The sequence below is a fragment of the Xanthomonas sp. NCPPB 1067 genome (assembly GCF_020783795.1).
GTDB classification, from domain to species: Bacteria; Pseudomonadota; Gammaproteobacteria; order Xanthomonadales; family Xanthomonadaceae; genus Xanthomonas; species Xanthomonas melonis.
The window spans coordinates 64,149-86,848 of sequence record NZ_JAJGQG010000021.1; the positions used below are offsets into that span (position 1 = coordinate 64,149).

The window sequence follows — 22,700 nt, forward strand, 5'->3', positions numbered from 1 at the left end:
AAAGGTGTGACAAAAAAACCGCGCAGTGCGCGGTTTTTTCGTTTCTGGCGGTGGGCGTCGTGAGTGCATGGTGTGCGCTGTGACACCACTACTCTAGGTATTGAACACCAGGGCTTTCGTCGGACACGTGATGCCGGTCGATACGCAGTAAGTTGCGGGAGAGGGCGGCTGGCCAGGATGAAGCGGCGTGTCCAACTGAGATGCGCCTGCTCGGTGCGGAGGTTGTAGTGCCGAACGCGCAAACGGTCGCGCACTTGATCTAGCAACCGTGTCGACAGCGTGCTGTTACACCATTGTTCTCGGGGTGCATTTCATACGCATGTGTCCTTGCTGGATAAGGCTAGAAGCTGCGCAATGGTAGAGTCCGCTGAATATCATGCAATCCGATAACCCTGGCTAGAACTCCCCCCATTCACAAAGCGCTAGCGATCAAAGATACTCCGTGCAACACCGCATTTCGGCGGTTCAATAGTAGTCAGGCAGTGGTGGAGCAAGTCAGTTGGTGCGCCCGGCTTCGGTCGGTAACAGGGGGGGGCTTCGGACATGAGCGGAAAGATTGCTTTGGCGGCTGCAGCAGGACTTCTCATTGGTGCGGCGGGCGGATATCTCACCGCACAGTCGGAAGCCAAGGCTGAGGTAGAGGAAGCACGAGGGCATCAAGTTGACTTTGCAGAGAAGAACACTGCGCTCGCCATGGAAAACATGTCATTACAGCAGCGGGCCAAGGCGCTGGAAAACAGCACTTATGACCGGCAGATGATTCGCCAGTGCATGCAGACTTCCTCCGTGTTGAGTAGCGCCATCGGCAGCCATCTGCAAGGAAAGGGCATGTCGTCTATCGAGCGTGGAACCTTGATGCAGCACATGTCCACCGCGTTAGTAGCCGGACAAGGCAAGAGTACACAATCGGCAATGCTCACCTTGCTAGATGAGCATGCCAAGATAGATGAGGAATGCTTGGACAGGGCAAGGATTAAAGTGGCCGGGTAACAAGATCGTCGTGGCCCCATGATCTGCAGGAAGTGGGGTCTAACAATTCATTCAAGCCAACGCCGCTTCGTGGCGCGGCTTAATTCAAGCGTTAGCCCCCAGGAGATTTGGTTATGCGATTTGGATTACTCGCTGGTCTGTTGTTAGCTGCCTCGGCTAGTTCTGCGCAGTCCGTGCACGTCTATGATGGGTACTTGAAAGGCGAGACGTATGTGACGCAGTCACCTGCCACTCGATCAGCCTATGTAATGGGCGTTGTAGACGGGCTACTGAGTTCTGGATTCTACGGAGCCTCTAAGGAAGAGGTGCAGAAGGTTCATGCATGTACTTCTGAAATGAGCAGCGAGGCGTTGCGAGACGTTGTTGATAAGTATCTGCTGACCAACAAAGATATCTGGAAAGACCCTATGAATGTTCTCGTGTCGAACGCGCTAGTGGGGGCTTGTCCGGTGATGCGACCAAGTGGCTAACTATTCACTCAAGCCAACGCCGCTTCGCGGCGCGGCTTAACTCAGGTGTTAGGCCGCACTGGATGCCATGCGAAAAGCCCTTTTTCTTCTAGCCACAACGGTCATCGGTGCCCCGCTAGTGCCGATAGCTTTCCGGTTTCATCCTAGCAAGGCGTACATGGTCCTTTGCGTTGTAGTTGCGCTCTTCGCATATCGGCCGATCTATTCGTATCTCCTCCGCCACTGGCGCAGCAACGCTGACGTCGCGCGAAGCGTTGGCATCACCAGTACGCAAGTAATGGTTCAGTCCGCACTACTTTGCTTGGTCGTGTTGTTCGGTAGCAGCCACGTTCTAGGTTTGGCCCTCACAGTTCCGCTCGGCTCCACGGCCAGTGAGAGCGGCACCATCATTTCAAAGCGGTCTGCGAGCCGTTGCACCAACTTCACGATCAAGACTTCGTCAGGTAACTTCGTTAAGTACTGCTCAAGAGCGTACTGGGGTGTAGGCTCCGCCATACAGGTGAGAGTCCGCCGCTCGCTCTTTGGATACTACGTCGAGTAGCGGCCTAACAGTTCGTCCAAGCCGACCCCGCTTCGCAACTCGGCTTGATTCGGGCGTTAGGCAGTGAGGGGTCATTACAGCTTCGGCATCCGCCGTCGCGTGATCTTGCGTGGCCAGCGGCTGGCTTGCGCGCGACCAGGTGGGACGATAGCGCCTCATTACGTGCGATTGCCTACCGGCGCGGCTCATCAAAATCGTCGGCCACATCCGGCAAATGTCCACCCAACCGAGTCGACGCAATGCGTTGCACTGCAGTCAGATGCAACGCACCCGCCACTCACTTCAGGCGGTGGTGCCCGCCAATGATGCACGCTACGCGTGCAGCTTCTCGACGGGTCACAGATTCCAGTCGATCCGCATGCCTGCGATCAGTGCGTTCTTTAGATCGTTGGTGCGGGTGGGTTCGTTGAACTGGTCGGGGTTGATCACGTAGTGCAGGTTCGGCGCGATGCGCAGGCGCTTGGTGACTTGGATGCCGTAGCTGAGCTCCATCATGATCTGGTTGTCGGCCGGGGTGCCGGTACCGCCGGCGGAGGCGCGGGCCAGGCGCAGGTTTTCGATGGCTTCGGCGCTGTACTTCTGCTGGGTGATCACGAAGGCGATATTGTCCTGCGGGCGGCTGGCGAAGGTGCCTTTCTGCACCAGGCCCAGCTGCACGAAATGGTCTTCGATCGCCTGGCCGCCGGTACTCTTGAGCATTGCGGCGAACACGGTGAGGCCGCGGGTGCCGGACGGGTCGGGGTTGGTGACTTGCTGTTCGAAGCGGCCGAACAGGCCGGAGCGGCCTTGCTTGTTCGCATAAGCCAAACCACTCAGCACGGCGGGGTTGCCGTTGCGGTCGCGCAGCGGGTCGGTGTAGTCGGAGTTGTCCTGCCAGCCGCCGAGTTCGTACATCGCCGCCAGGCTGCCGTCGCCGCCCTTGTTCTTGTAGCCGATGGCATACGGCACCACCACGCCGGTGGTGTCGTCGGTGCTCCACTTCAAACCGTGCTGGCCGTCCTGGGCCTGCACCGGGTTCACTTCATACGCGCCGACATGCACATAGACCTTGGGCGTGACCCAGGCGGTGGCGTGCGCGGCCCAGCTGGACACCGGCCAGTAGGTGAAGTTGCTGGTGCGGAACACGAAGGTGGGGTTGCCGCAGGCCGAGTTGCCCTGGAAGTACTGGCACAGGTCCGAGCCGAGGAAGTGGATGTTGGCCACGCTGCGGCCGGCTTCCAGTTCCAGGCGGTCGTCGAAGAGTTTTTGCAGCAGGGTGAAGTTGGCCAGGCGGGTGCCCTGGCCGCCATAGATCTCCTGCACCGAGGTGCTGTTGCCGATGCTGCTGTTGGCCAGGTTGGTGCCATGGCGGTTGCTGACATAGAGCTTGACGGTGGCGCCGTTCCAGCCGAGCAGCCGATCCATGTCGACGTCGGTGCCGACCATCAGCTGTCCGGCATAGGCATGGCCACTCTTGCGGCCGCCGTCGATCATCGAAGCCGCTTCGCCGGTATAGCCGAGTTTGAGTTTGAAGGCGTCGGCGGCGTCCTGCGCGTGGGCGAGCGGGGAAAGCGCCAAGGCGAGCGACAGGCACAGCAGGCGGGAACGGGGGCGGTAATAGGTCGGGGCGGTCATGACAGGACTCCGGAACAAGCGGGCGTGGCCAACGTGGCGGACGCGACAGCAAGTGGGTGGGCAAGCCGCTGTCGGCGCACATGCGTGCGCGGTGCAGCGGTAGAGGCAGCTCAAGCGTGGCGCGCGGCAGGGTTCAGTCGCGCGCGTCGGGTGCGGCTCAGGCGACGGGGTTGCCCACCGGCTGCTTGAGCAGGCGCAAGGCCACAGCGGTCACGATCACGCCCGCGAGCAGTGCCAGCACATACATCGCCAGGTGGGTGACGGCATTGGGGATCAGCAGCACGAAGATGCCGCCGTGCGGGGCCTTCAACTCGGCACCGGCGGTCATCGATATCGCGCCGGCCACCGCCGAGCCGATCACCAAGGCCGGAATGGTGCGCAACGGGTCGCGGGCGGCATACGGGATGGCGCCTTCGGTGACGAAGGCCAGCCCGAGCACGCCGGCCGCAGTGGCCGAGCCGCGTTCTTCGGTGGTGAAGCGGTTGCGGAACACCCAGGTGGCCAGCGCGATGCCCAGCGGCGGGGTCATGCCGGCGACCATGGCGGCCGCCATCGGGGTGTAGACCTGGCTGGCGATCAGGCCAGTGGAAAACGCATAGGCGGCCTTGTTGACCGGCCCGCCCATGTCGAAGGCCATCATGCCGCCGAGCAGCAGGCCCAGCAGCAGCGCACTGCTGCCCTGCATGCCGCGCAGCCAGGCGGTGAGCCAGGCCAGCAGGTCGGCGACCGGCTGGCCAAACACGTACATCATCGCCAGCCCCACCAGCAGGGTGCCCAGCACCGGCAGGATCAGCACCGGCTTGAGTCCTTCCAGGGTGCGCGGCAGCTTGATGTAGCGGTTGAGCGCGGCCACCCCGTAGCCGGCGATGAAGCCGGCGATGATGCCGCCGAGAAAACCGGCATTGAGGTTGGCCGCGACCAGGCCGCCGATCATGCCGGGGGCAATGCCAGGGCGGTCGGCGATGGAGTAGGCGATGTAACCGGCCAGCGCGGGCACCATCAGGGTGAAGCCGGCCTTGGCGCCGATCTGGAACAGCGACCAGGCCAGCGTACCTTGATGCGCATCGTCGCCGGCGTAGATGCCGCCCAGCGCGAACGCCAGCGCGATCAGCAGGCCGCCGGCAGTGACGAACGGCAGCATGAACGACACGCCGGTCATCAGGTGCTTGTAGGCGCCGGTGCGGGCGTTGCCCTTGCTTGCAGTCGTGCTGGCGGCGGTGCCGGTGGCCGGTGCCGTGCCACCGTGCACGCTGGCCTCGGCCAGCGCCTTGTCGATCAGTGCCGGACCATCGTTGATCGCCGGTTTGGTGCCGCTCTTGAACACGCGCTTGCCTGCGAAGCGCCCCAGGTCGACTTCGCGGTCGGCGGCGATGATGACGACATCGGCCGCGCGGATCTCTTCGTCGCTCAAGGCATCCTGCGCGCCCACCGAGCCCTGGGTTTCCACCCGCATCTGATGGCCAAGTTTTTTCGCGGCCTGCTGCAGACCTTCGGCCGCCATGAAGGTGTGGGCGATGCCGGTGGGGCAGGAGGTGATGGCGACGATGCGCTTGCTGCCTGCGCCGCCTGCGCCGCCTGCGCCCGCGTCGGCAGGAGCGGCCAGCTGCCCGAGCGCGGCCGCCGGATCGTCCAGCACCGCGCCCAGGCTCAGGTGCACGAGCTGCGCGTTGCCGAAGCGTGCTGTGTCGGCATCGGCATCACCGATCACCAGCACCTGGGACGCGCCGTTGGCCAGCTCAACGGGCAGTGCGCCAAGCACGCCCTGGTCGCTGCGGATTTCGATCGCTACGCTGCGGCCGGCGGCGGTGGCCGCACGGCGCAGCGCTTCGGCGGCCAGAACGGCCTCGGTACTGCGTTCGCCGGCGGCGATGACCACGATGGAAGACATGGCAAAACTCCTGCTGTATTGCGGTCGCCGGTGTTACCGGCAGAGGTGAGCGGCGGTTATGCGCGAGGGCGGCGCAGGCCGGGATCGCAAGGGGCAACGCACTGCGTCGACACGCGCGCGGCCGAAGGTGTCAGTGGCAGCGCTGCGCTCACGACAGCATCTCGATCACGACCTCGCCTGCGGCGCGGCGCACGCCCTCTGGCGTAATCCGGCGCGCGTCGCCGCTTTCCAGCCGGCACGTCGAAAACGCCGTGGCCAGCCGCGCGCATTGCTCCAGCGTGGTCGCGTGGTCGATGAGCGCGGCGGCCAACCCGGCCACCATCGCATCGCCTGCGCCCACGCTGCTGCCCTGCGCCAGGCGCGGCGGGCGGGCGATCAGTCGCTGGTCGCGCTGTACGAACAACGCACCGTCAGTGCCCATCGAAATGACGACCAACTGGATGCCGCGGGCGAGCAGTTCGTGCGCGGCAGCGCTGAGCGCGGCGCGGTCGGTGAGCGGTCGGCCGGTCCAGGCTTCCAGTTCGTGGCGGTTCGGCTTGACCGCGTACGGCAGGGCCTCGCGGGCGGCGCCCAATGCCGCCACCAGCGGCGCGCCGCTGGTGTCCAGCAACACGCGCGCACCGGCGGCGCTGGCCCGGGCCTGCAGCTGCGCCCAGCTATCGTCCGGCAGGCCGGCTGGCAGGCTGCCCGACAGCACCACCGGCAGGCCGGCGCGCAGCAGCGGGGCGAGTTGGTCGGCCACGCCCTGCAGATGCGTGGCGCCCAATCGCAGCCCGGGCAGGTTGATGTCGGTGGTGTCGTTGCTGCGCGCGTCGACCAGCTTGAGATTGGTGCGGGTGTCGCCTGCCACGCGTTGGCAGTGATCGACGATGCCGCGTTCGCGGAACAGCGCTTCGAACACGCCGGCATTGCCACCGCCCAGCACGCCGAGTGCGGCGACATCGCTGCCCCAGTCGGCCAGGCAGGCCGCCACGTTGATGCCCTTGCCGCCGGCATCGTTGCGCATGCTGCTGGCGCGATGCACGGCGCCCGGCTGCAGGGTCTCGAGCTGGATGGTCTGGTCGATCGCCGGGTTCAGCGTGATCGTGAGGGCCTGCAGGCTCATGCCACATCCTCGCGCTTGGCTTCCAGTGCACGCACCTGTTCGGCGGTCTCGCAGTCCAGCGCCCGTTTGGCCAACTGCTGCAACTGGCTCAGGCTGGCGCCGCGCAGGCGTGCCTTCACCGCCGGGATGTCGTTGGGCGTCATCGACAGTTCCTGTACACCGAGGCCGGCCAGCAGACTGGCGCCGAATGCATCGCCGGCCAGGCCGCCGCACACGCCGACCCAGCGGTCGTGCTTGCGCGCACCCTCGATCGTGCTGTGGATCATGCGCAGCACCGCCGGGTGCAGGCTGTCGGCTTCGGCGGCCAGTTCGGGGTTCTGGCGGTCGATCGCCAGCACGTACTGGGTGAGGTCGTTGGTGCCGATCGAGAAGAAGTCTGCGTGGCGTGCCAGCACGTCGGCCTGCGCGGCGGCGGCCGGCACTTCGATCATGATGCCGATCGGTACTTCCGGCGCATCGAGGTCGGCGCGGAGGCGTGCGCAGATGGCGCGCAGCGCGCTCAGCTCCGGCACCGAGGTGATCATCGGGAACATGATCGACAGCCGCGCGCCGTCCTTGGCGGCGCGATACAGCGCACGCAGTTGCGGCTCCAGCAGGTCGGGGCGACGCAGCAGCAGGCGCGCGCCGCGCACGCCCAGGAACGGGTTTTCTTCGTGCGGCAGTTCCAGGTGCGCCACCTGCTTGTCGCCGCCGATGTCCAGCGCACGCACGATCAGCGGGCGGCCATCCAGCGCCTGCGCCATCGCCAGGTAGGTGGCGTGTTGTTCGTCCTCGCTGGGCGTGCGGCCGCTTTCCATGAACAGGAACTCGGTGCGCATCAGGCCCACGCCTTCGGCGCCCTGGGTCAGCGCCATCGCGACCTGGTCGGGCAGGTTGACGTTGGCGCCGATGTCGATGTGGTGGCCATCGCTGGTTTCGGCAGGCAATGCGCGCTGCGCGGCCTCGCGCTCGCGGATCGCCTGCTGCTCGGCGATGTGCGTGCGCGCCGCATCCAGATCCAGCTCCGACGGGTTGATGTACAGCCGTCCGCTGCTGCCGTCGATGATGGCGGTGACGCCGTCTTCGATCTCCAGCAGCTGGCCGCCGGCCGCGACCAGCGCCGGCAGGCCGAGCGTGCGCGAGAGGATCGCGGTATGCGAGGTCGGCCCGCCCTGCGCGGTGGCCAGGCCGAGCACGCGTGCGGTGTCCAGATTGGCGGTGTCCGACGGCGACAGGTCGCCGGCCAGCAGGATGCAAGGCTGGTCGGGGAGGTCGGTGAGGCCGGCGCCCGCCGCAGACGGGTCGAGCTGGGCCAGCACCCGGCGGCCCACATCGCGCAGGTCGGCCGCGCGGCCGGCGAGCACAGGATTGCCGAGTGCCGCCAGACCGGAGGCGATCTGTTCCACCGCCTGATGCCACGACCACGCCACGCCGTGGCCTTCGACCATCAACTGGCAGGTGCGGGTGATCAGATCGGTGTCGTTGAGCAGTTCTGCCTGGGCCTTGAAGATGGCCGCATCCGAAGCGCCGAGACGGCGCTGGGTGTCGTCCTGGATCGCCGCAAGCTGCTGGCGGGTGCGGGTCAGTGCGTCGTGCAGCTGCGCACCGCCATCGCCCAGGCCCACCGGTCGATCGGCCACCTCGGTCTGCGCCGCACGCAGCCGGTGCACGATGCCGATCGCCACGCCCGGGCTGGCGCCGATACCGACGATGGCCGGCTGCGCCTGCGGCGGGGTCCAGCCGACCACCGGCGCGGCGCGGCGTTGTGCGGCGCGTTCGGCGTCTGCCTTTTCCTGTGCGGTGAGGCTGTCCATCACGGCGCGCAGGCGCTTGAGCAGCGCCGTTGCGTCGCTGCCTTCGGCCGAGACGGTGATGCTGTCGCCGGCACGCAGGCCGAGCTGCAACAGGCCGACCAGGCTCTTGGCATCGGCAGCCTGGTCGCCGGCACGTACCTGCGCGCGGGCCGAGAAGCCACGCGCAGTCTCGGCCCAGCGGGTGGCCGGGCGCGCGTGCAGGCCGCTGGGGTAGGGGATGGTCCAGTCGAAGGTTTCGGCTAGGTCGGTGGCCGGTGCCGCACTGACCTCAGGGGCACGGTCATCGGTCAGCGCGGCCACGATCGTGGCCGGGTCGTCGGTACTGAACAGCGCGTCCAACTGCGCAGGGTCCTGGATCAACCGGGTCAACCGGCGCAGCAGGGTGATGTGGGTGTCCGATTGCGCGGCGATGCCGACCACCAGCCGGGTGGTCTGGCCCGGGTTCCACTCCACGCCCTCGGGCAACTGCAGCACGGCAATACCGTCGCGGCGCACCAGGTGGCGGTCCTCGCCCACGCCGTGCGGAATAGCCAAGCCATGGCCCAGGAAGGTGTTCGCCAGGCCTTCGCGGCGCCGCATGCTGGCCTCGTAGCCCGGCGCCACGCAGCCGGCCGCGATCAGCAACTGGGCGGCCTGGGCGATGGCGTCGTCCTTGTCGCGGGCAGAGGCGCGCAGGCGGACGAGGTCGGAGGTGACGGGGGCAAGCGACGGAGGGGACACGACAGGCTCCGGTGGTCGGGCGGGTGAGTATAGTGGGAACGTTCCCACTCTTCAGGTCAATGTGCGGTGCACAAGAGTGTTGTAATGCTTTCGGGTTAGTATCTGGCAACGGGCGCTTGGGTCAAGGCGCGGCAATGGAGGCGGGAACGGTTCCAGTGAATATCAGCATCAACGATGTCGCCCGCGTGGCCGGCGTGTCCAAGTCAACGGTGTCGCGGGCCCTGGGCAACGGCCCGGTCAGCGAGGAGGTCCGCGCCAAGGTGGAAGCGGCGGTGCGCCAGACCGGCTATCGGCCCAATCTGATGGCGCGGCGATTGCGGTCCCAGCAGTCCGGCATCCTCGGGGTGATCGTGGCCGACATCCGCAATCCATACTTCACTGCGCTGATCCGTTCGGTGGAAGAGGTCGCTTACCGTGCCGGTATGCGCGTGACCCTGTGCAATACCGATGAAGATCCCGCGCGCGAGGCGCTGTACCTGGAGCTGATGCAGGAAGAGCGCATCACTGGACTGATCTTCGCACCGACCCGCGTGACCGTGGGCCGCATGCACGAGCTGTCGCTGGATTACCCCACCGTGCTGGTGGATCGCGCCGGCCCCGGTAGCCGCTACGACAGCGTGGTACTGGACAACGCGGCGGCGATGGCCGAGCTGGTGGCGCACCTGCAGGCGCAGGGCTATCGGCGTATCGGCGGGCTGTTCGGCAGCACCAGCACCACCGCGGCCGAGCGCCGCGATGGGTATCTGGCCGCGATGCGTGTGCAGGGACTGGAGCCGGACTATCGCGAAGTGGCGCCGACCGCCGAGGCGGCGATCGCCGAGCTGGGAGCATGGCTGGCCAGCGATGACCGGCCCGAGGCCATCGTCGCCAGCAACAGCCTGCTGCTGATGGGTGCGCTGAAGGCAGCGCGTACCGCCGGCCTGCGCCTGCCGCAGGACCTGGCCCTGGCCGGGTTCGACAACGAACGCTGGACCGATCTGGTCGAACCCGGCATCACCGTGGTCGAGCAGCCGGTCGAAGACATGGGGCGCGCGGCGATGTCGCTGCTGCTCGAACGCCTGCGCAACCCGCAGTTGCCGATCCGGCGCATGGTGATGACCGGCCGTTGCGTGGTGCGTGGGTCGACTGGAACGCGCACACCGGGCATCTGACTGCACCTGGGTAGCGCTCAGCGCCGGTCAACACGCCTGGCTCGTCGTGAGCGCGGCATGCCCTTACCGCTCGAAGTCAAACGTCTGGCTCGGCGCGCGCGCGGCGCCCTCACCGCTCGCGGGACACGCCGTGAACCCGTCCATGGGGGCTCGATGGCGGCATCCATGCCGCCAACGGTCCCGCAATCGGCGAGGGCACCGCACTAGACAGGGTGTTGGTCGCTTGTTGAAGAGCGAGCACACCGCGTGGCGCAGTTTGCTGATTGCCTTGTTGAAAACTCTGCGCACCGGCCATCGTGATTGGTCCTTGCCCGTCTACCGTCGCGGGACCTTACGCGGCATGGATGCCGCGTAAGAGCTTACAAGGACGTACTTGCAGCGTGTCCCGCGATGGTAGGCGGGCAAGGGCCCTGCAACGAAGTCGCCGATTGGAGGCTCTCCAACTGGTCCATCCGCGCGCCATTCGAGAAAACCGCTTCGAGTCGTCGCTTGGTTTGGATGCAGTCAAACCTTGAGATCAAAGCACAAAAAAGCCCCGGCACTGCCGGGGCTCTTGTATTTGCAACAAACGTCTGACTCAACGATCCGGACGATGCGTCCCCGAGTCGTTCTGGGCGACCAGATATTCCTTGGATTGCTCGTCCAGCTTGTCGCCCAGCATGCGGCGCACCACCACGAAGAACAGCGGAATGAAGATCACGCCGAGCACGGTAGCGAACACCATGCCGCCGATCACGCCGGTACCGATGGAGTGACGCGAGTTGGCGCCGGCACCGGTGGAGATCGCCAGCGGCAGCACGCCCAGGATGAACGCGAACGAGGTCATCAGGATCGGGCGGAAGCGCAGATGCGCCGCCTCCAGCGTTGCTTCGCGCAAGGTCTTGCCCGACGCACGCTGTTCCACTGCGAATTCCACGATCAGGATCGCATTCTTGGCCGCAAGGCCAATCACCGTGATCATGCCGATCTTGAAGTACAGATCGTTCGGCAGCCCGCGCAACATCGAGAACACGATCGCGCCCAGCACGCCGATCGGTACCACCATCAGCACCGCGACCGGGATCGACCAGCTCTCATAGAGCGCGGCCAGACACAGGAACACCACCACCACCGACAAGGCGAGCAACAGCGTGGCCGCGTTGCCGGCAATGATTTCCTGGTAGGACATGCCGCTCCAGTCGAAACCGAAGCCCGGTGGCAGATCGTTGTTGACGATCTCCTCCATCGCCGTCATCGCCTGGCCGGAGCTGCCGCCCGGGGCCGGGTTGCCGACGATGTTCACCGCCGAATAGCCGTTGTAGCGATTCAACGCCGGCGAGGCGTAGGTCCACTCGGCCTTGACCACGTTGCTCAACGGAATCATGCCGGGCTGGCCATCGATGCCGGTGGCGGTGGTGCTGGGGGTGAAGAAGTTGCGCAGCGATTCGGGGCCGGTACGGAACTGGTCGTCGGCACGGATGTTGACGCGCTTGATGCGGCCTTCGGCGAAGTAGTCGTTGACGTACACCGGCGCCAGCATCAACTGGATCGAACTGTAGATGTCGCTGACGTTCAATCCCATCGATTGCGCTTGCACGCGGTCCACGTGCAGTTGCAGCTGCGGCGCATTCTCCAGGCCGTTCGGGCGCACCCCGACCAGGGTGTCCTGCTTTTCCGCCGCCTTGCCCAGCACGGTGTTGCGCGCCTGGGTCAAGGCTTCCTGGCCCGCGCCGGCACGGTCCTGCAGCCACATGTCGAAGCCGCCGAACTGGCCCAGGCCCTGCACGGTGGGCAGGTTGACCACGAAGATCTGCGCGCCCTTGATACCGTAGAAGGCGCCGTTGAGTTGTTTGATCAACTCATCGGCGGTGACGTCGCGCTCCTCCCAGGGCTTGAGCCGGATGAAGCCCATGCCCACGTTTTCGCCCGAGCCCAGGAAGCTGAAGCCGGCGATCTGCAGCATGCCTTCCACCGCCGGCTGCTTGTCCAGTACCGCACGCATCTGTGCGAATGCGTCGTTGGTCCGGATCTTGGTAGCGCCCGGCGGCAACTGCACGATCGCCAGCGCAAAGCCCTGATCTTCTTCCGGCAGGAAGCTGCCGGGCATGCGGGTGAACAGGAAGCCGCACAGCACCACCAGCACCACGAACACGATCATCCACGGTGGCGAACGCTTCAGGGTGTGGCCGACCACGCCCACGTAACGGTGCGCCAGCTTGTCGTAGTACTTGTCGAAGGTGCGGTAGATCCAGTTCTTCTTGTCCGAGTGGGTGGCCTTGAGGAAGCTGGCGCACAGCGCCGGAGTGAAGGTCAGCGCCAGCAACGCGGAGAAGCCCATCGACATGGCGATGGTCAATGCGAACTGCTTGTAGATCGCACCGGACGCGCCCGGCTGCAGCGAGGACGGAATGAACACCGCCGCCAGCACCACGGTGATGGCCACCACCGCGCCGGTGATCTGGGTCATCGCCTTCTGGGTGGCCGCCTTGGGCTCCAGATGCTCTTCGCTCATGATGCGTTCGACGTTCTCGATCACCACGATCGCATCGTCCACCACGATGCCGATCGCCAGCACCATCGCGAACAGGGTCAGCTGGTTGATGGTGAAGCCGATGGCGTACATGCCGAAGAACGTGCCCAGCAACGCGACCGGGATCACCAGGGTCGGGATGATCGTGGCACGGAAGTTCTGCAGGAACAGCAGCATCACCAGGAACACCAGCACGATGGCTTCCACCAGCGTGTGGATCACTTCCTCGATGGAGATGCGCACGAAGGTGGTCGACTCGTAAGGCGCGAACCAGGTCACGCCCTGCGGGAAGGTGGGCTGCAGTTCGTCGAGCTTGGCACCGACGGCTTCGGAAACGTTCAACGCATTGGCGCCCGGCAACAACTGGATACCGAATGCGCCAGTGGGCTTGCCGTTGTACTGGGTGTCGAAGCCGAAGTTGCTCGGGCCGATGGTGACGCGGGCGACGTCCTTCAGGTGTACGGTCGCGCCGTTGTTGTCGGTACGCAGGATGATGTTCTCGAATTCCTGCGGCGAGCTGAACCGGCCTTCGGCCGACACCGTGGCAGTGAAGCTGATGCCCTCAGGCGTGGGGTCGGCGCCCACCGAGCCGGCAGCGAACTGCACGTTCTGGTTGCGCACCGCGGTCAGCACCTGCGTCGCCGACAGGTTGTAGCCCTGCAGCTTCTCCGGGTTCAACCAGATGTTCATTGCGTACTCGGCGCCGAACTGGTTGGTGCTGCCGACGCCGGGAACGCGCGAGATCTGCTCCAGCACGCGCGAACCGACGATGTCGTTGAGCGCGTCGCGGTCGATCGACGGGTTGTCCGAGCGCAGCGCGGCCACCATCAGGAAGCCGGCGTTGGCCTTGGCCACCACCACGCCCTGTTGGGTCACTTCCGAAGGCAAACGCGGCGTGGCCAGCGACACCTTGTTCTGTACCTGCACCTGGGCGATATCCGCGTCGGTGCCGGTTTCGAACGTGAGCGTGATGGTCACGCGGCCGTTGGAGGCCGAAGACGAGTTGAAGTACAGCAGGTGGTCGATACCGGTGAGCTGCTGCTCGATGACCTGGGTCACCGCCTTTTCGGCGGTGTCGGCGCTGGCGCCGGGGAAGGTGGCGCTGACGGTGACCTGCGGCGGAGCGATGGTGGGGTACGACTCGATACCCAGATTCAGGATCGAGATCACGCCCGCGAGCGAGATCAGGATCGCCACCACCCAGGCGAAGATCGGGCGTTCGATGAAAAACTTAGGCATGTCCGGGTTCCGTCACTGCTGCTTGGACTGGGAGTCGGCCGGTTGCGCGGCCGCGTCCTGCTTGGGCTGTTCCTGCGCGGCCGGGGCGGCGCCATCGGCAGACGCGCCGGCCGCCTTGTCGGCCTGGCCCGCAGCCGGTGCTGCACCTGGCGCACCTGGCTGCGCGCCGGCGGCGGGCTTGTTCGGATCCCAGGGCTCGCCCTTGGCCGGCTGACCCTCCTTGGCCTTCTGGATGCCATCGACAATGACCTGATCGCCCGGGGCAACGCCACCGGTCACGATCCACTGCCCCTTCTGCTGGCCGTCCACGGTGAGATTCTTGCGGACCACCTTGCCGTCCTTGCCCAGGACCAGTGCGTAGGCGCCGACCGCATCGCGCTGCAGCGCCTGCTGCGGCAACAGATAGGCATTGTTGCGCTGGCCCAGGCTGGCCTTGAAGGTCACGAATGCGCCCGGCAGCAACGCCTGTTCCGGATTGGGCAGGGTCGCGCGCAACGACACTGCACCGGTGCTCGGATCCACCGTCACTGCCGACACGTCCAGCGTGCCCGGATGCGGGTACTGGCTGCCGTCGCCCAGCTCCACGTTGATGGTGGACTTGCCGTCGCCGCTGAGCTGCACGCTGCCGCTGCTCTGCGCCTGGCGCAGCGCGGCCAGTTCTTCGCTGCTCATCGCAAAGTTCACGTACAGGGGATCGATCTGGTCCACGGTGGTCAGCAGGGTCGCCTCGCCAGCGCCGACCAGGGCGCCTTCGGTCACCCGCTGGATGCCGGCGCGCCCGGTGATCGGGGCGGTCACGCTGGCGAAGCCGAGCCGGATACGGGCCGCCTCGACCGTGCCGCGCGCCTGCTGCACATTGGCGCGGGACGAGCGCTCGTTGGCCTCGGCGGTATCGATGTCCGCGCGCGAGACGTACTGCTGGGGCGCCAGGCTGCGCGCGCGCTTGGCAGCGATCTGGGCATTGGCATAGGTCGCCTCGGCGGCCGCCAGCTGCCCTTGCGCCTGCAGCAGCGTGGCCCGCAGCGGTTCCGGGTCGATCTGGAACAGCGGCTGGCCTTCCTTGACGTCGGTGCCTTCGGTGTAGAGCCGCTTGAGGACCACGCCATCCACACGTGCCCGCACGTCGGCCGAGCGGAAAGCCGAAAGCCGACCGACCAGGTCGCGCTCCAGCGGCAGGGTCTGCGGCTTCATGTCCAGCACAGACACGACCGGCGGCGGTGGCGCCTGCTGTTGTTCTGGCTTGCTGCAGGCAGCGAGCGCCACGGTGATGGCACAGGCCAGGCCGAAGGTGCGGAGCGGGGCGATCATCAGGAGGAACTCCGTTAGGGTCTTGAAGAGAGAAGAGCGGTTGGTGCCGGTGCAGGCGCGGCGCAGGTCGCGGCGAACGCACGCATGAAACTGTCCACGGCGAACTGCGCCCAGTGCTGCCTGGCGGTGAGGTCGGCGCGATGCGGCACCTGGAAGCGTTGGCGATCGAAATCCAGCCCGACGATCATGCTCAGCAGCAGCTCGGCCATGAAGTGCGCATCGTCATGCCGCAGCTCGCCGGCGGCGATCGCCTGGTCGAAGCGATGCGCCAGCCGCTGCTGCATGCCGATCACGCCCTCGTGAAAGATCTGCCGTGACTGGGCCGGAAACCGCTGCGACTCGGCTTCCACCAGACGGCAGGTCTGTAACACATCTGGACTGTTCAGATGGTCAAGATGGGCCAGCGCGAAGGCCAGCAGGTCCGCGCGCAGATCGCCCGAGTCGGTGCCCAGCGGTGCCATGGCCAGGTGCACGTGGTCCTGTAGCACATCGCGCAGCAGGTTTTCCTTGCAGCCGTAGTAACTGTAGAGCGTCTGTTTGGAGCATCCCGCGCGCTCGGCCACCGCGTCCATGCTCAGCTGCACGCCGCGTTCGGCGAGCAGGGCCTGGACGGCGGCATGGATGCGGCGATCGCAATCCGGACGGCGGGCAGCACGGGTGGGACGGGGGCTCATGGGACTAGACTATACCGTCCAGTTTAGTTTTTAAACAGGCTTGACGCGCGTCCGCCACTCTGCACAACGCCTTGTGTGCCAAGCCTTCGCGAAGACTTTGCCGGTTGTGGCGGCTTGCGGTGAATGCGGCGCCGCTGCGGGCCGAGTGCCCTGGATCCGTCGTGTCCAGGCGGCTGACAACCTCAGCTGCAGGCCTGCCATTGCGCTATGCAGCAAGGCGCCGTCACAGTCGGTCGGTACAATTCAGGTTTTCCACCGAGCAGTCCAGCTCTACTCATGACAGCCAAGAAAGCCGCTTCGAAATCGTCCACGCCGTCGCGCAAACAGGTCGCCGAACGTGCCGTCCCCGTGCTGGCCACCGAACCTCGGGCGATCACCCTCGAGCCGGTGTTCGCCGCCCTGCGCAAGCGCTATCCGGCCGCTCGCCAGGCCGAAGTGCAGGCGTTCGCTGCCGACTTCTACCGGCGCATGGAAGAAGACGAATTTCCCAACCACCCACCCGAGCAGTGGGCGGCGCTGGCGTCAGACATGCTGGAGTTCGCGCGCAGCCGCAAGGCCGGGACGACCAACGTGCGGGTGTTCAACCCCACTCTGAAGAGCCACGGCTACGAGTCGCCGCATACCGTGCTGCAGATCGTCAACGACGATATGCCGTTCCTGGTGGACTCGGTGAGCATGACGCTGGCGGAGCTGGGCATCGGCGTGCACGTGCTGGGCCACCCCGTGCTGCGCATCGCGCGCGACAAGGCCGGCAAGCTGACTGCGGTGGGCGAGGGCAAGAGCGAATCGCTGATGGTGCTGGAGATCGACCGCCAGCCGGCCGAGGACATGCCCAACGTGGAAGCGGCAGTGCGCAAGGTGCTGGCCGAGGTGCGCGCCATCGTGCACGACTGGGCCGCGATGCGCGAACGGATGGTGATGCTGGCCGACGACCTGGCCACCCGCCGCCTGCCGATCGACGACATCAACCGCCACGAGGCGCAGGAATTCCTGCGCTGGGCGGCCGCCGACCATTTCACCTTCTTCGGCTACCGCGAATACCGGGTGGAAAAGCAGGGCGGGCAGGACGTGCTGGCGCCGGTGGAGGAGTCGGGGCTGGGTCTGATGCGCGGCCGTGACACCGCGCCGGCGCGCCCGGTGACCACCCTGGCGGCGCACGGCCTGAATGCCTCGGCCAAGCTCAAGGACGCCTTGATCCTGACCAAGACCAATGCACGCTCGCGCGTGCATCGGGTCGGTTACATGGATTACATCGGCATCCTGGAGTTCGATGCCAAGGGGCGCATCGTCGGCGAGCAGCGCTTCCTCGGGCTGTTCACCTCCAGCGCGTACAACCGCCGCCCGTGGGAGATCCCGCTGGTGCGTCAGCGCCACGAATACGTGATGAGCAAGTCGGGGCTGACCCCGAGCAGCCACAGCGGCAAGGCCTTGCGCCATATCCTCGAGACGCTGCCACGCGAGGAACTGTTCCAATCCAACGAGGAAGAGCTGTATCGCACCGCGATGGGCATTCTCGGCTTGCAGGAGCGCGTGCGCAGCCGCCTGTTCCTGCGCCGCGACAAGTACGGGCGTTTCATCTCCGCGCTGGTGTACATTCCGCGCGAGCGCTTCAATACCGATGTGCGCCTGCGCATCGAGGCCTTGCTGAAGGGCGCACTGCACGGCGAATACATCGACTCGTCGGTGGTGCTGGGCGAATCGCCGCTGGCACAGCTGCACCTGATCGTGCGGCCGAAGAGCGGCGAAGCGCTGGAATTCGATACCACCGAACTCGAATCGCGGTTGGCGCATCTGCTGCGCAACTGGCGCGACGCGCTGCGCGAGGCGCTGGTGGCGCGGCATGGCGAGGCCAATGGGCTGCGCATGGCCGCCAATTTCGGCCGCGCGCTGCCGGCCGGCTATATCGAGGATTCGTCGATCGAATCGGCGGTGTCCGACGTCGAACACCTGGCCTCGCTGGACGGTCCGGACGACTTGCACCTGAGCCTGCAGGAGATCCGGCGCGACGATGGCATGCGGCTGGATGCCGGCGAAGGCCTGCGCCTGAAGCTGTACCGGCAGCTCGACGACATCCCGTTGTCCGATGCGATGCCGATGATGGAGAACATGGGCCTGCGCGTGATCTCCGAGCGGCCGTACCGGCTGCAGGTGGGCGAGACGCCGGTCTACATCCAGGATTTCGAAGTCGAATCCACCGCCGGCAAGATCAATGCGGCCAGTGCCGATGCCAGCTTCGGCGAGGCCTTCGAGCGCATCTGGAACGGCGATGCCGAGAACGACGGTTTCAACCGCCTGATCCTGGCCGCCCGCCTGCATTGGCGGCAGGTCGCGTTGTTGCGCGCCTACTGCAAGTATCTGCTGCAGACCGCGGTCCCGTTCTCGCAGGCGTACGTGGAGACCACCTTCACCCGCTATCCCTTGCTGGCGCGCCTGCTGGTGGAACTGTTCGAAGCGCGCTTCGATCCATCCACCGGCTCCGAGACCAAGGCGCAGATCTTCGCCGGCCAGGAGCGCCTGCGCGAAGAGCTGTCTGCGCTGGCGGGCGACGACGACACCACGCGCAAGGCGCTGGAAGCGGTGATGGAGGCGCGCGGCGGCGATCGTGCCGCACAGCAGGAGGCTACCCGCGCCGCCTTGCTCAAGCTGATGGATCGCGTTTCCAGCCTGGACGAAGACCGCATCCTGCGCAGCTTCATCGACGTCATCGATGCGACCTTGCGCACCAATTACTACCAGACCGACAAGCACGGCAAGCACGGCCATTGCATCAGCTTCAAGCTGGACTCGGCACGCGTGCCCGACCTGCCCAAGCCGCGTCCGTACCGCGAGATCTTCGTGTATGGCCCGCGCGTGGAAGGTGTGCACCTGCGCTTCGGCGCGGTGGCGCGCGGCGGCCTGCGCTGGTCGGACCGTCGCGAGGACTTCCGTACCGAGGTGCTGGGCCTGGTCAAGGCGCAGATGGTCAAGAACACCGTCATCGTGCCGGTCGGCGCCAAGGGTGGTTTCTACGTCAAGCGTTCGCCGGTGGGCGGCGACCGTGATGCCATCCAGGCAGAAGGCATCGCTTGCTACAAGCTGTTCATCCAGGGCCTGCTCGACATCACCGACAACATCGTCGCTGGCAAGATCGTGCCGCCGCCGCAGGTGGTGCGTCACGACCAGGACGACCCGTATCTGGTGGTTGCGGCAGACAAGGGCACGGCCACCTTCTCCGACATCGCCAATGGCCTGGCGCTGGAACACGGTTTCTGGCTGGGCGATGCGTTCGCCTCCGGCGGCTCGGTGGGTTACGACCACAAGGGCATGGGCATCACCGCACGCGGTGCGTGGGAGTCGGTGAAACGCCATTTCCGTGCGATGGATCGCGATTGCCAGAGCCAGGATTTCAGCGTGGTCGGCATCGGCGACATGTCCGGCGACGTATTCGGCAACGGCATGCTGCTCTCCAAGCACATCCGCCTGCTGGCCGCGTTCGACCACCGCCATATCTTCCTCGATCCGAACCCCGATGCGGCCACGTCGTTCGCCGAGCGCGATCGCCTGTTCAAGCTGCCGCGCTCCAGTTGGGCCGATTACGACGCCAAACTGATCAGTGCCGGTGGCGGCATCTACCCGCGCACGCTCAAATCCATCGAGATCAGTGTGCCGGTGCGCGAAGCGCTGGGCCTGGAGGCCAACGTCAAGCAGCTCTCGCCAAACGAACTGATGAACGCCATCCTCAAGGCGCCGGTGGATCTGTTCTGGAACGGCGGCATCGGCACCTACGTCAAGGCTGCCAGCGAATCTCATGCCGACGTGGGCGACCGCGCCAACAACGGCCTGCGCGTCAACGGTGGCGAGCTGCGCTGCAAGGTGGTGGGCGAGGGCGGCAACCTGGGCCTGACCCAGCTGGGGCGCATCGAGGCCGCACAGGCCGGTGTGCTGCTCAATACCGACTTCATCGACAACTCGGCCGGCGTGGACACCTCCGACCATGAGGTGAACATCAAGATCCTGCTCAACGACATGGTGCAGGCCAAGAAGCTCACCTATGACGCGCGCAACAAACTGCTGGCGTCGATGACCGACGAAGTGGCCGACCTGGTGCTGTGGGACAACTACCGCCAGAACCAGGCCATCAGCCTGATGGAGCGCATGAGCGTCAAGCGCCTGGGCTCCAAGCAGCACTTCATCCGCACGCTGGAGCTGCAGGGCCTGCTCGACCGCCAGATCGAGTTCCTGCCCTCCGACGCGGAGCTGTCCGCACGCAAGGCGCGCGGGCAGGGTCTGACCCGACCGGAGCTGTCGGTGCTGCTGTCGTACTCCAAGCTGGTGGCGTTCCAGCAACTGCTGGAATCGGATATTCCCGAAGACCCGTACCTGTCCAAGGAGCTGCAGCGCTACTTCCCGCAGCCGCTGCAGAAGAAGTACGCCGATGCGATGGAACGCCACCGCCTCAAGCGCGAGATCATCGCCACCGCGGTCACCAACACCACCATCAACCGCATGGGCGCCACCTTCCTGATGCGCATGCAGGAAGACACCGGCCGCAGCATCGGCGAGGTCGCCAAGGCCTACACCATCAGCCGCGAGACGCTGGATGCGCGCGCGCTGTGGACGCAGATCGATGCGCTGGACGGCAAGGTGCCCGAGTCGGTGCAGATCGACGCGCTGGAGGTGATCTGGCGCCTGCAACGCTCGTTCGTGCGCTGGCTGCTGCTGCGTCCGGGCCAGATGCCCGGCATCACCGCGGCGGTGGAGCGCTACCACGGCCCCTTCAACGATATCCGCGTAGCGTCGGGCGTATTGTCGGACGCGCAGCGCCCGCAGTACGAAGGCAGCGTCAAGGAATGGCAGGAGAAAGGCTTGCCGCCGGAGCTGGCGCAGCAACTGTGCGAGCTGCGTTATCTGGAGCCGGCATTCGACATCATCGAAACCGCACGCACCCGCAAGCTCAAGCCGGTGGAAGTGTCCAAGGTGCATTTCCGCCTGGGCGATGCGCTGCGCCTGCCGTGGCTGTTCGAACAGATCGACGCGCTGGAGGTCAACGGCCGCTGGCACGCGGTGGCACGCGGCGTGCTGCGCGACGAACTGGCCGCGCACCAACGCACCCTGGTGGGCCAGGCGCTGACCATGCCGGGCAGCAGCGCCGAGGACAAGGTGGCCAACTGGATGGCACGCGACGATTCCAGCCTGCGCTTCACCCTGGCCATGCTCGCCGATGTCGCCGAGCAGAAGACCCTGGACTACCCCACCGTGTCGGTGGCGGTACAGCGCCTGGGGCAGCTGGCGGCGCACGGGGTGTAAGCGTATGCATCGAGGTGATGGCGGAGCGAGTGCTTCGCCATCACCTTGGCTGAGCCGACGCAGTTACGGAGTTGCCTGTCCTTGCACAAGGCGGCCCAAGGGTCGCCTTGTTTACATGCGGAATTGCTCCGTACGATTGCGAGCCCAATGCATCGTCCGGGTGTCGGCCAATAACGTGGTCCACATCTGGCCAGCTGCGACTCCCGCGCTGTCTCTCTGTGAGCATGCCTGCATGCCAGACAATGCACGCGAGTAGGTGAACAATCCCAGGCTTCTTGACACTCTCGAATAGTCCGATGAATATCACCTAGTTGCAGTAGATCCTGCAGCCGGGTGTGGAAGCTCGAAATCCAAGGCGCACGAGCGCCGGTCAACGATGGCGGTGCTCTCCACTATCCAAGGAGATCCCTCATGCCGCGTACCAGTCCTGCCTATTCAACCACTACCGAAACCGCCTCGCAGCCGGCCGCTCATACCGTGGCCGACCATGGTGATGAGCGTGAGGACGTGTTCTTCCGCCGCCTGTCCGAGTCACGTGGTGCGGAAGCCACCAACGGCATCCACTGGTCCGATCTGCCGATGCAATTCGGCCTGGCGCTCAAGTGCGCACATGTCGATCACTGCTTGCTAGGACTGCAGGGCGTATTGGAAATGCTGCATGCCGGAGAGGCAGCCCGGGAGGCTGGCCAATCTGGCCTCGGCGGCGAGCTGACCGATCGCTTGCTCTATGCGTCTCGTGCGCTGGCTGCGTCGGGAACGGAAACGTTGTATGCGTTGCAAGCGCGTCTTGCGGCTACGTCATAGTGAAGTGAGCAGCCGTCCAGCAATGGTGTGCAGCCCATACATAGGTGGAGAAGACTGGTGTATGCCAGATAATTCAGGCCAAAACCTGCATAGCTCGCATCACTTTATGCTGCAAATTTCACCGCGATGGCCAATATAGAAGGGTCTTGAGGTGCTAGTATCGCTAGCATCAGCGGCTCTGTCGTCGCTTGACGAATCTGTCAACGCTGCGTCATGGCTGCTGACTTGCAAAGTGGATCGACGGACAGCTCGGGAGGCGGGACCGTGTCACCAGCGCAAGCCCATGCAGCAGGCCGACTGACACTTTCCGACCAAGGCATCCTGCAAGTCGAAAACGTTCTCGGCGAAGAAGCGGCGCGATCATTACGCATTCTGCCAGGCCAACGTGGCTTCGCCACTGCCGAGCTGTTGGCAGGTGATCTATCGGCCGGCCAGGCGCTACGCAACGCCGGCCTGTTCGCCACGGCCGCCGACACGGTGATGACCGGCCAGCGCGCCACACACTTACTCGGCCAAGACAATCCGCTCGCCGCGCAATCAGAGCTTGCGCACTTTGCCGGCCGCAACATCGGTGGCTGGGCCGGCGGTACCGCAGCTGCCTACGCGCT

Annotated in this window: 12 protein-coding genes and 1 pseudogene; 6 read left to right on the plus strand and 7 right to left on the minus strand. The window is 65.5% G+C overall.

Going from position 1 to position 22,700, the window contains the following annotated elements; translation table 11 throughout:
• Positions 1-543 precede the first annotated feature (543 nt).
• Positions 544-990 carry a hypothetical protein gene (locus tag LL962_RS15280; protein WP_228317521.1) on the plus strand — a complete coding sequence of 149 codons (447 nt, stop codon included), beginning with the start codon at positions 544-546 and terminating at the stop codon, positions 988-990.
• 248 nt (positions 991-1,238) lie between these two features.
• A complete protein-coding gene (locus LL962_RS21055) occupies positions 1,239-1,460 on the plus strand; it encodes a hypothetical protein (protein ID WP_425509916.1) in 222 nt (73 codons plus the stop codon).
• A gap of 877 nt (positions 1,461-2,337) precedes the next feature.
• On the opposite strand, the gene LL962_RS15285 is transcribed toward LL962_RS21055, so the two are convergent.
• From LL962_RS15285 to ptsP, 4 genes are all read right to left on the minus strand, one after another.
• Positions 2,338-3,615: a carbohydrate porin gene (locus LL962_RS15285; protein WP_228317522.1), complete on the minus strand. Its 1,278-nt coding sequence runs from the start codon at positions 3,613-3,615 to the stop codon at positions 2,338-2,340.
• 157 nt (positions 3,616-3,772) lie between these two features.
• Complete coding sequence (locus LL962_RS15290) at positions 3,773-5,503, minus strand: PTS fructose transporter subunit IIC (protein ID WP_228317523.1); 1,731 nt, start codon at positions 5,501-5,503, stop codon at positions 3,773-3,775.
• A 148-nt stretch (positions 5,504-5,651) separates the two neighbouring features.
• Positions 5,652-6,608 (minus strand): 1-phosphofructokinase, encoded by a 957-nt coding sequence (gene pfkB / locus LL962_RS15295; protein ID WP_104587452.1) that lies wholly within the window; start codon positions 6,606-6,608, stop codon positions 5,652-5,654.
• Entirely contained in the window at positions 6,605-9,121 is a 2,517-nt protein-coding gene (gene ptsP, locus LL962_RS15300) for a phosphoenolpyruvate--protein phosphotransferase (RefSeq protein ID WP_228317524.1), read from the minus strand. The genes pfkB and ptsP overlap by 4 nt, the downstream gene beginning before the upstream one ends.
• Before the next feature lie 155 nt (positions 9,122-9,276).
• On the opposite strand from ptsP, the gene LL962_RS15305 reads away from it, so the two are divergent.
• Positions 9,277-10,272 (plus strand): LacI family DNA-binding transcriptional regulator, encoded by a 996-nt coding sequence (locus LL962_RS15305; protein ID WP_228317525.1) that lies wholly within the window; start codon positions 9,277-9,279, stop codon positions 10,270-10,272.
• Positions 10,273-10,849: 577 nt separating this feature from the next.
• Here LL962_RS15305 and LL962_RS15310 read toward each other — a convergent pair.
• Genes LL962_RS15310 through LL962_RS15320 form a run of 3 tightly spaced genes read right to left on the minus strand, consistent with a single transcriptional unit; the run spans position 10,850 to position 16,002 of the window.
• A complete protein-coding gene (locus LL962_RS15310; RefSeq protein ID WP_228317526.1) occupies positions 10,850-14,020 on the minus strand; it encodes a multidrug efflux RND transporter permease subunit in 3,171 nt (1,056 codons plus the stop codon).
• Positions 14,021-14,032: 12 nt separating this feature from the next.
• Positions 14,033-15,328, minus strand: coding sequence for an efflux RND transporter periplasmic adaptor subunit (locus tag LL962_RS15315; protein WP_104587448.1), 1,296 nt, complete (start codon positions 15,326-15,328; stop codon positions 14,033-14,035).
• 14 nt (positions 15,329-15,342) lie between these two features.
• Positions 15,343-16,002, minus strand: a complete 660-nt coding sequence (locus LL962_RS15320) for a TetR/AcrR family transcriptional regulator (RefSeq protein ID WP_228317527.1) — start codon at positions 16,000-16,002, stop codon at positions 15,343-15,345.
• A 276-nt stretch (positions 16,003-16,278) separates the two neighbouring features.
• On the opposite strand from LL962_RS15320, the gene LL962_RS15325 reads away from it, so the two are divergent.
• The 3 genes and pseudogenes from LL962_RS15325 to LL962_RS15335 all read left to right on the plus strand — a co-directional run.
• Positions 16,279-21,288, plus strand: a complete 5,010-nt coding sequence (locus tag LL962_RS15325) for an NAD-glutamate dehydrogenase (RefSeq protein ID WP_228317528.1) — start codon at positions 16,279-16,281, stop codon at positions 21,286-21,288.
• 507 nt (positions 21,289-21,795) lie between these two features.
• Positions 21,796-22,092 carry a hypothetical protein gene (locus LL962_RS15330; RefSeq protein ID WP_228317532.1) on the plus strand — a complete coding sequence of 99 codons (297 nt, stop codon included), beginning with the start codon at positions 21,796-21,798 and terminating at the stop codon, positions 22,090-22,092.
• 273 nt (positions 22,093-22,365) lie between these two features.
• Positions 22,366-22,700: pseudogene (locus LL962_RS15335) on the plus strand (hypothetical protein); the annotation flags it as partial.

Excerpts from the sequence above, each read along its gene's own strand:
- LL962_RS15280 (WP_228317521.1), top strand. The coding sequence starts at position 544 with ATGAGCGGAAAGATTGCTTTGGCGGCTGCAGCAGGACTTCTCATTGGT.
- LL962_RS21055 (WP_425509916.1), top strand. The coding sequence starts at position 1,239 with ATGGGCGTTGTAGACGGGCTACTGAGTTCTGGATTCTACGGAGCCTCT.
- LL962_RS15285 (WP_228317522.1), bottom strand. The coding sequence starts at position 3,615 with ATGACCGCCCCGACCTATTACCGCCCCCGTTCCCGCCTGCTGTGCCTG.
- LL962_RS15290 (WP_228317523.1), bottom strand. The coding sequence starts at position 5,503 with ATGTCTTCCATCGTGGTCATCGCCGCCGGCGAACGCAGTACCGAGGCC.
- pfkB (WP_104587452.1), bottom strand. The coding sequence starts at position 6,608 with ATGAGCCTGCAGGCCCTCACGATCACGCTGAACCCGGCGATCGACCAG.
- LL962_RS15310 (WP_228317526.1), bottom strand. The coding sequence starts at position 14,020 with ATGCCTAAGTTTTTCATCGAACGCCCGATCTTCGCCTGGGTGGTGGCG.
- LL962_RS15315 (WP_104587448.1), bottom strand. The coding sequence starts at position 15,328 with ATGATCGCCCCGCTCCGCACCTTCGGCCTGGCCTGTGCCATCACCGTG.
- LL962_RS15320 (WP_228317527.1), bottom strand. The coding sequence starts at position 16,002 with ATGAGCCCCCGTCCCACCCGTGCTGCCCGCCGTCCGGATTGCGATCGC.
- LL962_RS15325 (WP_228317528.1), top strand. The coding sequence starts at position 16,279 with ATGACAGCCAAGAAAGCCGCTTCGAAATCGTCCACGCCGTCGCGCAAA.